The organism is Virgibacillus chiguensis, from assembly GCF_900129865.1.
GTDB classification, from domain to species: domain Bacteria; phylum Bacillota; class Bacilli; order Bacillales; family Amphibacillaceae; genus Virgibacillus; species Virgibacillus chiguensis.
Window position 1 is genome coordinate 34,365 of sequence record NZ_FQXD01000005.1, and the last position, 13,842, is coordinate 48,206.

General features: G+C 39.5%; 9 protein-coding genes. 4 read left to right on the forward strand and 5 right to left on the reverse strand.

All coding sequences use genetic code 11. From position 1 onward, the window contains the following. Positions 1-161 precede the first annotated feature (161 nt). A complete protein-coding gene (locus BUB45_RS07195) occupies positions 162-1,649 on the forward strand; it encodes a glutamate synthase subunit beta (protein ID WP_073006772.1) in 1,488 nt (495 codons plus the stop codon). A gap of 237 nt (positions 1,650-1,886) precedes the next feature. Then, the gene (gene rlmN, locus BUB45_RS07200) at positions 1,887-2,954 is read left to right on the forward strand and encodes a dual-specificity RNA methyltransferase RlmN (protein WP_073006774.1); all 1,068 of its coding nucleotides are present in this window, start codon (positions 1,887-1,889) and stop codon (positions 2,952-2,954) included. Positions 2,955-3,358: 404 nt separating this feature from the next. On the opposite strand, the gene BUB45_RS07205 is transcribed toward rlmN, so the two are convergent. The 3 genes from BUB45_RS07205 to BUB45_RS07215 form a co-directional block, all read right to left on the reverse strand. Beyond that, the gene (locus BUB45_RS07205; protein WP_073006776.1) at positions 3,359-5,164 is read right to left on the reverse strand and encodes a M3 family oligoendopeptidase; all 1,806 of its coding nucleotides are present in this window, start codon (positions 5,162-5,164) and stop codon (positions 3,359-3,361) included. Between the two features lie 84 nt (positions 5,165-5,248). Further along, positions 5,249-6,274, reverse strand: coding sequence for a serine hydrolase domain-containing protein (locus tag BUB45_RS07210; RefSeq protein ID WP_073006778.1), 1,026 nt, complete (start codon positions 6,272-6,274; stop codon positions 5,249-5,251). A gap of 237 nt (positions 6,275-6,511) precedes the next feature. Then, a complete protein-coding gene (locus BUB45_RS07215) occupies positions 6,512-6,904 on the reverse strand; it encodes a thiol-disulfide oxidoreductase DCC family protein (protein WP_073006779.1) in 393 nt (130 codons plus the stop codon). Positions 6,905-7,209: 305 nt separating this feature from the next. Here BUB45_RS07215 and BUB45_RS07220 point away from each other — a divergent pair, with 305 nt between their 5' ends. Beyond that, a complete protein-coding gene (locus BUB45_RS07220) occupies positions 7,210-9,255 on the forward strand; it encodes a catalase (RefSeq protein ID WP_073006781.1) in 2,046 nt (681 codons plus the stop codon). Between the two features lie 395 nt (positions 9,256-9,650). Here the strand turns inward: BUB45_RS07220 and fdhD are convergent, their stop codons facing one another. Next, on the reverse strand, positions 9,651-10,454 hold the full coding sequence (fdhD, locus tag BUB45_RS07225) for a formate dehydrogenase accessory sulfurtransferase FdhD (RefSeq protein WP_073006783.1): 804 nt from the start codon (positions 10,452-10,454) through the stop codon (positions 9,651-9,653). A gap of 184 nt (positions 10,455-10,638) precedes the next feature. Then, on the reverse strand, positions 10,639-12,990 hold the full coding sequence (locus tag BUB45_RS07230) for an FdhF/YdeP family oxidoreductase (RefSeq protein ID WP_073006785.1): 2,352 nt from the start codon (positions 12,988-12,990) through the stop codon (positions 10,639-10,641). A 170-nt stretch (positions 12,991-13,160) separates the two neighbouring features. On the opposite strand from BUB45_RS07230, the gene BUB45_RS07235 reads away from it, so the two are divergent. After that, complete coding sequence (locus BUB45_RS07235) at positions 13,161-13,793, forward strand: DUF421 domain-containing protein (protein ID WP_073006786.1); 633 nt, start codon at positions 13,161-13,163, stop codon at positions 13,791-13,793. The last annotated feature ends 49 nt before the right edge of the window (positions 13,794-13,842 follow it).

Here is a 13,842-nt window from a genome sequence, read left to right on the forward strand (position 1 = left end):
AGATCCTTACGAATGCATGAACGCCAAACTAATTAGATACTCCAGTGGGAAAGGCTTAAGTATCCACTCTACCTGCATTGGAAAGTAACAGGTGCCACTAGCACAGACCATTTTTAGGACGGAAAAGTAATGTCTAAACATACTATAGAAGGAGGGTTTTGATGGGGAAACAGACTGGATTTATGGAATATGCAAGACAAACGAGACATGGGCGAGATGCAAAAGAACGGACGAAAGACTGGTTCGATTACACTATTCCTTTAAGTGAAACAGAAGTGCAAAAGCAAGGTGCGCGCTGTATGGACTGTGGCGTGCCAACATGCCATGTAGGTATGGAAATAGAGGGCGTTACTTCCGGTTGCCCTGTATATCATTTCATTCCCGAATGGAACGAATTGGTTTATGAAGGACGATGGCAGGAAGCGTTAGCGCGTGAACATGAGCAAAATAATTTTCCTGAATTCACTGGTATTGCTTGCCCCGCCCCTTGTGAAGGAGCTTGTGTGCTAGGAATTAATGAGCCACCTGTGGCAATTCGAACAATAGAGCGTTCCATTATTGAAAAAGGTTTTGCAGAAGGATGGGTAGTGCCAAATATACCAACGGAGCGAACAGGGAAAAAAGTTGCTGTTGTAGGTTCAGGCCCAGCAGGTTTAGCTGCTGCTGCACAGTTAAATAAAGCAGGGCATCTCGTGACGGTGTTTGAACGTGATGATCGAATTGGCGGCCTGCTCACATATGGAATTCCAGAAATGAAGCTCTCGTATGATATTGTCATGCGACGTGTAAATATTTTAAAACAAGAGGGTATCACCTTTGTTACCAATACGGAGATAGGTAAAGACTTGACATATGAGGAATTAAACAGTACATTCGATGCCATCATCCTTTGTGGGGGTGCCACAGTGCACAGGAATATTCAAGTAGAGGGAAGTAAGCTGAAAGGTATTTATCGGGCGATGGACTTTCTTCATGCGAACACAAAAAGTTTATTAGATTCCAATTTACAGGATGAAAATTATATCTCTGCACGTGACAAAGATGTCATCGTTATTGGGGGTGGTGATACAGGAACCGATTGCTTGGCAACAGCAGTACGTCATCATTGTAAAAGTCTTACACAATTTGATATTTATGATAAAAAAGGACTTACACGTGATAGTGCCACAAATCCATGGCCACAATATCCTAAAATACATCGTGTAGAATATGGACATAAAGAAGCTGCTAGCGTTTTTGGTAAGGATCCGAGAGCCTATGCGGTTATGACGAAAAGGTTTGTCGGCGATGACAAAGGTCATGTGAAAGAGATTCATACGGTTGGTGTGAAACTTCGCTATGATGCAGAAGGAAATAAAATTCGTGAAGAAATCCCAGGAACAGAAAAAGTTTGGCCGGCAGATTTAGTTCTTATCGCCATTGGTTTTAAAGGTCCAGAGCAAAGCTTACTTGAGCAAATAGGTGTACAAACAACAGAAAAAACCACTGTAGCCGCAGCGCATGATGATTATCGGACGAATATAGAAGGTGTGTTTGCCGCAGGAGATATGCGCCGTGGGCAGAGTCTCATTGTTTGGGCAATTAACGAAGGACGTGGTGTAGCAAGAGAATGTGATCGTTACTTAATGGGAGAAACGATGTTGCCTTAATAAAATGTAGAGGAGTTCTTCAGTTTGGTTATCTATAAAGGGGAATCTCCTTCTTCATTAAATGTGCTATTTACCCTCGTTTTCAGGAAAAGATGTTATAAACACTAAAAGTACAAACGTAGAGATTTGCAACAAATTCTATCATGAAGTAAGATAATATGGTGAATCATTATTATGATGAAAGACGGAAGATCGGATACTCTGGAAATGAGATTATCTAGAAATGAGGGTAAATGCATGAGTAAATCATCCATTTATGGATTAACATATGAACAGCTGAAGGATTGGCTAATGGAACATGGGCAGCAACGATTTCGTGTCGATCAGGTGTGGAACTGGCTGTATAAGAAACGTATTCATCAATTTTCGGACATGAAAAATGTGAACAAACAGACGATCGCGCTGTTGGAAGAGCATTTTGTACTAGGAACGTTAGAAGAAGAAATAAAGCAGGAATCAAAAGACGGCACGATTAAATTTTTGTTTCGTTTAGCAGATGGTAACTTAATTGAAACGGTGTTAATGCGGTTTAATTATGGTTTATCTGTTTGTGTAACTACGCAGGTAGGCTGTAATATTGGCTGTAGCTTCTGTGCAAGTGGGTTATTAAGCAAAAGCCGCGACTTAACAAGTGGGGAAATCGTCGAACAGATTATGATGGTGCAAAAGCATTTAGATACGCGGGAAAAAGATGAAAGAGTAAGCCATATTGTTGTCATGGGTATCGGTGAACCGTTGGATAATTTTACGCATTTGATGGATTTCATATATGTTGTCAATGATGATAAAGGTTTAAACATTGGAGCTAGACATATTACCGTATCGACAAGCGGGCTCGCTCATAAAATTTATCAATTTGCCGATACAGGTGTGCAAGTAAATTTAGCGATTTCCCTTCATGCACCAAACAATGAATTGCGCCGCAGTATTATGAAGATTAATAAGGCGTTTCCTATTGAAAAGCTGATGAAGTCTGTTGATTACTATTTGGAAAAGACGAATCGTCGTATTACGTATGAATATATTATGCTGAAAGATGTTAATGATCATAAGGAAGAAGCGATACAGTTGGCTAATTTATTGAAGAATCACCGTAAATTAGCCTATGTGAATTTGATTCCTTACAATCCGGTAGACGAGCACAGTCATTATCAACGTAGTGATTCGGAAACCATTCAAGCGTTTTTTGAAACATTAAAGGATCAAGGTATTCATTGTGGCGTACGTTGGGAAAATGGAGCGGATATTGATGCGGCTTGTGGTCAATTAAGAAGTAAACAAATCAAAAAAGAAACAGCAAAATAAACAAAGGAGCTAAGCAAAAAGCTTAGGCTCCTTTGTTTTGGTCTAGGAAATTATAAAATTTTGCAGCTAGATAAACTTCCTAAGTTATTTAACCACGTCCGGATCCAGCGCCCAGCAACTAGGCGACTTCACTCCATTGCCCTAAGATAAGTCATCATCGGTTCGTGCTAAATAGGAAGGCCGACTAAAGACAGGATTGCCGGAGGGCGCCGGCATACTCCTGTTACAGGAGCATGATTCCTAAAACTTTCGTTGATTATAGCTCCACTCGCTACGTTGCTAACCGGGCGCCCCGAGCCTTTGTGCTGCTTTATATAAGAAAAACGATTCTTCCATCATGAAATTCGGTGATAAAACAAGCTTTTCTAAAAAGATAAGGGAGATTTCCTACATGTACTATTTGGTTACTCCTTGTAAATTTCAGACAATCGGATAAATTGTTCTACATCTTTTATACATAATTCCAGTCCTTGTTCCCAAAACTTTTCGGATGTAACATCTTCACCTAAATGCTTCTTTATTAAATCTTCTACTGTAAAGCTGCCCGAATCACGAAGTAAAGCGAGGTATTTTTTTTCAAAACCTTTCCCTTCATGTTTTGCTTTAGCGTATATATGAAGAGAGAGCAAATATCCAAACGTATATGGGAAGTTATAGAAGGGAGCTTTTGTTTTATAAAAGTGAGGTGCCCAAATCCACATATGTGTAGGAATATCCGTAATGGATCCTTGGTAACTTTCATTTATCGCTTCTTCCATAAAGTCGTTTAACTGTGCAGAGGAAATATAACCATTTTCTCGTTCCAAGTGAATTCGTTTTTCAAATAAAAATCTAGCATGGATATTCATAAAGTTCATGACACTACGCTTTATTTTTTCATCTAGTAAAATGAGTCGTTCTTTATCGGAATTTGCGCTTTCAATGGCAGCATCTAGCATGATCATTTCTGCAAAGGTGGATGCTGTTTCCGCGATACTTAATGGATATTGCTTATTTATCCCGTTCATATTTTTCATTGCATCATTATGAAATGCGTGACCTAGTTCATGTGCCATTGTTAATACACTTCCTATGGTGCCATCATAAGTTAGGAATACTCTCGATTCTTTCGTAAGAGGAAAGCTTGCACAAAATGCAGCGTGTTTTTTATTGGGACGATTTTGTGACTCGACCCATCCCTTTTCAAAAGATTTGCGGCAAAAATTTTCTAGCTCGGGTCCAAACTTTCCAAGGTGCTGAATCACAAAAATAACGGCATCTTCATAGTTCAATTGGCTTTGTGTTTGGGGCAGGGGAGCCCAAAAATTATAATAATGGAGCTTCTCCTCTCCAAACATGACTGCTTTTTTATTTAAGTATTTTTTGAATGGTTGCTTATGTTTTTCCACCGCCTCCCACATCGTAGTTAGAGTTTCTTCCTTCATGTGGTTATCCAGTAAAGGAATCTCTAGAAAGTTGTTCACGCCTTTATGCCTGTCAACTTTTATGCGAAAGCCGATGATATGATTAAGGAGTTTGGCGAACAGATCTTGTTTTAAAGACCAAATATGTTGTAGTGTTTTATGTGCTTCTTTTCGCACTTCTTCACAGGAGTGGGACCTTAAATTGATTGCTTGTCCTACTGACATTTGAACCATTTCCCCTTTTATTGTCATAGGTACTTTGATATCATTTATAAGCATGTCATACATTTGTCCCCAACCATGGTAGCCGTCTACTTTTAAATTGGCTAGTAGTTCCCCGATGTTGTCCATGTCCTCCAGTTGCCCTTTATTTCTCCATTTATTTAATTGGAAGCTATAGTTGCTTAATTCTTTCGTGTGCATGAACGATTCCCATAAATCATCGTTAATCGTAACCAGAATGTGTTGGGTCATTTCAATAGCTAATTCATAACTGCTACTAATAGCGGCCACTCTAACTTGGAGAGAAGTGGCTTTATTGTCTTGTGGATTTTGCGCTAGTAGGCATGTTATAAAAGATTGGGCGTGCGACAAATGCGTACGAACGATACTTATATCCTTACATACATCTTCCAATATGATTGCATCATGGACATCTATTTGCATCGTGACATGCTTTAATTTGTTCACGAATTGTTTGATGTTGTCTTCTAAATCATCAAGGTGCTTTTTTAACTGATTCGATTGGCTCTCACCAGGAAAAATCGTATCTAAATTCCATGATTCTTGATACATGATGTCTTTCATCGTTTTTGCCCCCATCCATTTAAAACAAATTATATACTTAATAAAGAGAAGGTGGGTTCCGTGCCTGCCCACCTTCTTAAATATTTATGTTAACATGTTTTCTATTTCTTTCAGAAGTTCATAGGCTCCTTCTGATGTGTTGGAGCAAACTACAACAGAAGCTTTTGTGGTGGGATAATGAACAGCACGGAAATTTACTCCTGGGTCATATCCCATCTGAATATACTTAACTATTTCATTTTGATCATCTAATTCCATATAGCCACAGTAACCATAGTATATATTTTGTTCCGCGCTAACGACCTCACGTGGTTTTAAAAATAATTGCGTCATCTCTTTCGACAAAAGTTGATAGTCTGTCAAAGCTTGCCAACATAAAACCATATCTTCTGCTGTTACATAAGCTCCCCCATCTGGGCCGCCTTTTGCTGGTAAGGAATAAATATTTGTTTTCCAAGTTCCTACTGGCTCCTCTATGTAGCCAAGAGCCGTGTTTTCCGGTAAGCGGTCTAATTCAAAGTATCCAGATTTTTTCATACCAGCTTTATGAAAAATTTGCTCCTCGATGTAAGTAGAAAAACTACATGTAGCAATCTGTTCAACAATGAGACCGAGTAATATATAACCAGAATTGTTATATTGAAATGAACTATTAACAGTTGCTTGCATTGGTTCATGCTGAAACAAAGGTAAAAAATCTTTAGGTGAACGAATGCGGTACATCGGTCGAGAATGCCAAAGTGCTTCATAATCATCTATAGTATCTTCATCAAAATAGTCAGGAAATCCTGATGTATGCGTTAGCAAATGATGAATCGTCACTTGGTCATTTACATGTGGGAAATCCATATCAAGACAGTCCTTTAATCTAGACGTAAAGGAAATTTCACCAGTCTCCACTAATTTGCAAATGGCAATAGATGTGAATAGTTTACTGCCTGAAGCAATCGAAAACCTAGTATTTAATTGGTTATTTATTTTTTCTGCATAATTTCGAAAGCCATTGCTTCCTTGTAAGATTTCGTTGCCTTTTCGAGCATAAAAGGACCCTGAAAATTGCAGTTCCTTTTGCACTTTTTCTAAGTGATACCCTTTGTTTTGTTTATTCATTATAAATCCTCCTGAATTCTTTTTCGTTTTTTAAGCTTTGCTATTTAAAAAGAATTCAATTTAGGATGCTCACACCATAATATAATGCAAAAGACCCGCCTCCCCTATATTGGAACGTTACGTATATTGTAATGGAATATTCACAGGCAAGCAATGCAATTATAAATTTTCAAACTAAATACTTTGCACGTCATCCACACATGGTAGTTACATCTTGTGCAATGATCCCCTGATTTACTACAGAAATCGTTTTCTAACATGTGGTGGTGGAAGTTCGCAGCTATCTTTTTTTCCAAACCAACGATAGCGGTTATTAGCAATGCGATCGTAAAAGAAGTCGCGAATGGGCTTAGGTAGAACAATAAATGCATATAGGAATTTCCAACCGCCTGATAACTCTCTGCAAATACGTAGTGCAGCTGTTGATTTATTGTAGTACTTATTGTTATCAATCAATATTAAACTGCTTAAATCATTAGGAATGTTATATTTTTGTACCAATTTCTGACCGGCATCGCCTTGTAAGGAAGCGAATAAAAATTGTTCTTGTTTATCGCGTTGTAAAATAAATTGCACGCTTTGATCACAGAAATGACAGACACCGTCAAAGAGAATGATTTTTTTGCTCATCGTACCTCGACCTCCTTTGGTTCGGTTGTAAACAATTTGTTTCACACCTTGCTCTATTAAGGTTACCAAATCTTTAGGCGGAAGCCGTAGTTTCTTATACGATAAACCCAAAATCAAGTTTATTGTATAAAGACTCCGTTTAAAGATTGTTGTTTCATTCTAACATTCACTGACTGTATGCGACTAGTTATGTCTAATATAACATGAAGAAGTAACATTTTTCGTTTTATTTGATTTTTATACGGGAACAGTCTCTCTACAAGCATATTGAAAAGTATACCAAACGAATGGAGGAGGGCATAAGTATGTCAGACCATAAACAAGGTCAAACAAAGCAAGAACAATTAGATGCTTACCGTGTTGATGATAAAGGGAAAAAGATGACCACGAATCAAGGATTAAACGTATCCGAGGATGAGTTCTCATTAAAAGCCGGAGTACGTGGACCGACCATTATGGAAGACTTTCATTTTCGGGAAAAAATGACCCATTTTGATCATGAGCGTATACCTGAACGGGTGGTACATGCAAGAGGATATGCAGCACATGGTGTTTTTGAAGTGTATGAATCAATGGAACAATACACAAAAGCCGATTTCTTAAAAGAAAAAGGGAAACAGACACCCGTATTTGTAAGATTTTCAACCGTTGCTGGATCAAAAGGGTCTGGAGAACTAGCTCGCGATGTAAGAGGATTTGCTACGAAATTTTATACGGAAGAAGGAAATTATGATTTAGTGGGAAATAATATGCCGGTTTTTTTTATTCAAGATGCTATTAAATTCCCTGATTTAATTCATGCTGTTAAACCCGAACCGCATAACGGCATCCCCCAAGCTGCATCCGCCCATGATACCTTCTGGGATTTTGTAGCCAATAATCAAGAAACAGCACATATGGTGATGTGGCAAATGTCAGATCGAGCCATTCCACGTAGTTTTCGCATGATGGAAGGGTTTGGTGTGCACACATTTCGGTTTGTAAATGAGATGGGAGAAGCTACGTTTGTGAAATTTCATTGGAAGCCAAAGCTAGGCGTTCATTCAACGGTTTGGGATGAAGCACAAAAAATAAATGGGAAAAATCCAGATTTTCATCGTCAAGATTTGTATGAGGCGATTGAAAGCGGAGCTTATCCTGAATTTGAGTTAGGTGTGCAACTAATTTCAGAAGAAGACGCCAATGCATTTGATTACGATATATTAGACCCAACTAAAATTTGGCCAGAAGAGGAAGTTCCAGTTAAAATCATTGGCAAAATGACCTTAAATCGAAATGTAGATAATGTTTTTGCAGAGACGGAGCAAGTAGCGTTTCACCCCGGTCATGTAGTACCTGGTATTGATTTTACGAATGATCCTTTATTACAAGGGCGATTATTCTCCTATACCGATACACAATTAATTCGACTCGGAGGGCCTAATTTTCATGAGCTACCAATTAATCGCCCCGTTTGCCCGTTCCACAATAATCAACGGGACGGCTACGGTAGGCATACGATTAATGTAGGGCAAGTGAGTTATCATAAAAACGCGTTAGCGGAAAACACGCCATACCCTGTTTCCCCAGAAGAAGGCGGATATGAGCACTACCAAGAAAAAGTGGAAGGTAGAAAGATTCGTGCAAGAAGTGAAAGCTTCAAGGATCATTTTTCTCAAGCTGCTCTGTTTTGGAATAGTATGAGTGAGATAGAAAAACAACATATTATAGACGCTTTCAGCTTTGAATTAGGAAAGGTAGAAAGGAAAGAAGTGCAACAACAAGTAATAAATATGTTTGCCCATGTTAGTTTAGAGATGGTACAAGAAATTGCTGCAAACATTGGTGTTACCGCTCCAAAAGAAGGTGGTTCGCCGGTAAGTAAAGTTTCGCCTGCTCTCAGTCAAGAAAACACAACGAAAACAGCAGTAACACGAAATGTAGCTGTTCTTTTAGATAATGGCTTTCATACCGACAGTGTAATTTCGGTTATACATGGATTGAAAAAACAAGGAATTCGTCCTTTCGTAGTTGCGAATAAGCGTGGGGCGGTTGTTGGGGAAGATGGCAACACCGTTGAAGCAAATGCTAGCTTTTTAACCGTAGATTCTGTCCTTTTTGATGCGGTTTATGTAGCTGGAAGTAAACAAATGAGTGACCGCTTCTACCAACAAGCGACGCATTTTATTCAAGAAGCATTCCACCACTTTAAGCCAATAGGTGCAGGTAGTGACGGGGTTTCTTTAATAGAAGATTGTCGTATACATCAGGCAAAAGGTGTGATTAAGGCGTCTGATGTGGACAACTTTGTGGATACATTTAGCAATGCAGTGGCAAAACATCGGTTCTGGGATAGAGAGGTTCAAGTATAAAGTTTATTATAATTTCGCTTGAGTTTCATGAAAAGTTGCTGAAGTTCACAATGACCATAAGTTGCTACATCTTCAACCAATAAAAAACAGTAGCGTTTTATCATTGCTACTGTTTTTTTAAAAGATAAGAAAGGCACGTCTGGCTCCAGCGCCCAGCAACGAGGCGACTTCCTTTATTGCCCTAAGCTAAGTCATCATCGGTTCGTCACTATGAGGAAGGCCGATTAGAAACCGGCTTTCCGCCCGACGTTGGCACCCCCTGTTTTAGTGGTGTAATTCTTTTATATTTTATTAATGCTTTCCACTCGCTATGTTGCTAAACGGGCGCCCCGAGCTTTTTGTCTTTGGTGATGACGTCATTCATCTATTCAATAACGTGGCGTCATCTACACTTATTATTTCTGCGTGTAGATGAGTTCCTCTACGCGGCTGTTGTGTGTATACACATTCATAGATCCTTTTCTAGCAAAGCCAATGACTGTAATCCCTAAGTCTTCGGCTAACTGTAAAGCAAGTTTAGTAGGGGCGGACTTAGATATAAGGATACTCACACGCATTTTGGAAATTTTTAATAACACCTCAGAAGAGATGCGCCCACTGAATACAATAACTTTATCGTTTATGTTCAAATGGTTCATTAACATATGACCGTACAACTTATCAAGCGCATTATGGCGACCAATGTCTGTACGAACGAGTTCGACACCGTTAACAGAAGCTAAAGCTGCATTATGCACGCCACCTGTTTGGTGAAACTGCATGGAAGCTTGTTGTAATTGTTCCATAAGTTGTAAACATTGCTTACAAGAGATGCGTAGGTTGGACATTATCGTTTTAGCTGTTTTAACATCATTTTTAAAATAAAATTGCCGACTTTTCCCGCAACAAGAGCCAATAACACGTTTGGAATGATCGAATTGATACATATCAGGAAGTTTGTCGATTTCCAAGTAAGCAAATCCTGCTTTTACATCTACATTCATACGTTGGATGGCATGATATTGCAAAATCACTCCTTCTGAAGCAAGAAAGCCGACGATCAGTTCCTCGACGTGTTCTGGAGAGCAAACCATGGTAGCGAATTCTTCACCGTTAATCATAATCGTGATCGGATATTCCTCCGCCACGGATGTTAACTCTTTTGTAGCGGCTCCGTCATGAACACGAATAATCTCCCAATCTGCTAAATTATCAGACATATAATTTCCCCTTTATCCCAAATATGAAGTACGATATGACCTGGCTCATGGAAAAAAGGCTATCTCCAAGTCCGTATGGGGATGGAACTTGTCGTATTACAGTCAAGTCTTCAAGCACGATGCTGTATTGTATAAACAAGAGAAAGGGTTTTGTTATGGAGACTTGGCGACAGCCGTATCCTTTCTAATGACTATCTATTTCCAACTCCTCTACACGCTTTTCTGCATACTTTACATCTTTTTGTGCATAATACGTAACTGCTTTTTCTAAAATGACTGCTGTATTATATTCGGGGATACCTGCATATTGTTCGTAGATGCCTTTTGGAATAAGGACATTCCCTTCTGGCCAATGCACTTCTAGATTGCCCGTTTTGACAGGGGCGAATTTAGCGCGGCCAGCATATAAGCCGTACTGGTTATAAACAACTACGTTTTCTCCGTCTTGAATATCAAGTGTATCTGCATCGTGTTTATTCACTAAAATATCATCTCGGTGTGCATTGTTAAATGGATCGGTTTCACTATAAATCATCGAGTTGAACTGTTTTCCTCGACGCGTCGTCACGTAAAAATGTCCCTCTGGTTTTCTTAATTCCGGAATATCCATGGCGATAAGGTTTCCCTTGCCATCTGGAGTTGGGCAAACGCCATCTTCACAGAGCCAAGCTCCTCCCCATTGGAAAAGATCGCCTTTGTCATTTAAATGCTGAATGCCATCATAATTCGGGGCGGCTTTGGCGATTTCTTCACGGATCGCACGTGCGTCTTTGAAATGAATGATGTCTTTTACTTCAGGTCTTACTCGCTTTGCTACATCCATATAAACCTCCCATTCAGAACGAGCTTCTTCAATACGTGGTCCTTTAATTTCTGGGGAGAAATAGACCATTCTTTCTGTAGAGGTAGATGTCCCGCCTCCAGGTTGTTCATAGCGTGTCATCGCTGGCAAAACGATGACTGCTTCCTTTGCATCTACAAGTGTAGACGTATTGAAGATAATATCTTGATGTACTCGAAGTTCAATTTGTTCTAAGCATGATTGAATATAACCAGGATTTGGCATTGTTTCAAGAAAATTTCCTCCCGACATATAGTAGAGCTTTAATTTTCGTTCATGTTCCTTTGGTAAGTGAGCGTGCTCTAGAGATTCGCCGACAATGTCTCCTTGCCAAGTGGGAATATCAAAATTCCATACTTTTTCTACACGTTCCCGTTGCTCATCATTCATGCTTCCTCCTGGTAAAGAGAAGGGGTCTGCTCCCATTTCACCAGAGCCTTGCACACCAGAATGTCCTCTTATAGGCATTAAGCCGCAATGTTCACGTCCAAGAAACCCGCGTAACAAAGCTAGATTGGCAACTTGTGAGATGTTATCGGTCCCAAAACGATGTTGGGTCAGCCCCATAGACCAGACAAACACAGCTGATTTTGAATTTGCTAGGAGCGTTGCTAATTCTATCATTCTTTGTTTAGAGATGCCGGACGATTGCTCTAATTGTTTCCACGTATGAGCTTCTACCTTTCTTTGTAAAGCGTCCAAACCATTGACATGTGCCTGAATAAAAGCGTGGTCCAACGCCGATCCGGGCTTTTCCTTCTCCATTGCAAACCAATGCTTCATCATGCCATGCATAAAGGCAATATCACCACCAATATTTACTTGATAAACATCATCGGCTATTTTCGTTCCAAATAAAGCGGACTCTCCAATAGAAGGGATCCAATATTCGTCCATGGATGGTTCGTGATAAGGGTTGATAACAATGATCTTTGTTCCGTGCTTTTTAGCGGCATACATATATTTGGTAGAAACGGGTTGGTTATTTGCTGCCACAGAACCCCAAAACAGTAAAACATCTGTACCAATCCAATCTTTATAATTGCATGTTGAGGCGCCAACCCCTACAGAACGAGTCAATGCTGTTTTAGATGGCGAGTGGCATATCCTAGATGCATTATCAATATTATTCGTTCCAAGAAACCGAGCGACTTTTCCGAGTACATAATAGGTTTCATTCGTAATGCCACGTGAGGTGGAGTAAAAGGAAAACTGTTTTGGATGAAGAGCACGCATTTTTTCAGCAATATAGTCTAGTGCTTCGTTCCAGGAAATACGTTGAAACTTTTGATCATCTGGCTTGCGAATAAGTGGGTAAGGGATACGGCCGAGCTGACGTAGTTCTGTGCTGTTCATTTTTCGCAATTCATCTATATCAGCATGCAAGATAGCTTTGTTTATAGCTGGCATCGTATTTAAACGAAGCACGTTTAAACGTGTCGTGCAAAGATGTGGTCCAGTTAACGTTTGATCTTTGAGGCCTTGTACGCCAAGTGCGCAACCGTCGCATACTCCTTGTGTAAGAATGCGAGTGGCATAAGGAAGTCTGTCTTTATTTTCCCAAGCAACCTTCATTGTGTCGCGAATATGATGCGGTTTTACTTTTCCTAAACCAAATGGAACCTTGCTTACCCAAAGCGATGGGTCAGGCTTTTTGGACAACTTTATTGGGCCAGTATGCTTTGTTTTCCCCATGATTTCCCCCTCCAATAATCTACAGTTGATTTTACTTGGTTTCATCCTATCATGAAAGCGGATACAATTCAATTTAGCTATCTATTTATTCATTGAAGGTCGTAGTATTGCGCATAAAATTTCTCTTTTTCTAAACACTAATCATAGAAACTAAAATGGAGGTAAAGTAGATGGAATGGTCATGGATTTGGAAAGCTGTGCTGATTATCATTGGGGGAACCTTGCTGCTAAGGCTTGCTGGTAGAAAATCAATATCCCAAATGACATTGGCGCAAACGGTTATTATGATTGGTATAGGTTCTTTATTGATTCAGCCATTAGCTGGCAAAAATATATGGACAACACTTGGTGTAGGTACCGTTCTTGTATTGACATTAATTGTAATAGAGTTCGCACAAATTAAATCAGATTCCTTTGAAGGAATTATAACAGGGAAATCAAAAGTCCTCATTCACAATGGTGTCATTCAATATGACCAACTAAAAAAATTACGTCTAACAACAGATCAGCTAGAAATGAATTTTCGACAGAAAAATATATCGCGAATAGATGATGTGGAATGGGCAACGTTAGAAGCAAACGGGCAAATTGGATATGAACTAAAGCAGGAAGCACAACCAGCGACAAAAGGAGATGTACAACAACTTTATACAGAGATCAAAAACGTCCAACAGCAGTTAGCGCAACGCAGAACGCTGGGGGGTGGGGCTGGTGAAAAGTTTCAATCCCCGTCCAATTTATTTCAAGAAGTAGCTGATAAGGGGCATGATAGTAATACAACTCCTCCTCATCAATTTGATTAAAAGAGATAGTGGTTAAAATAACGCTTCATAGGGAATAGTCTTTATAAGT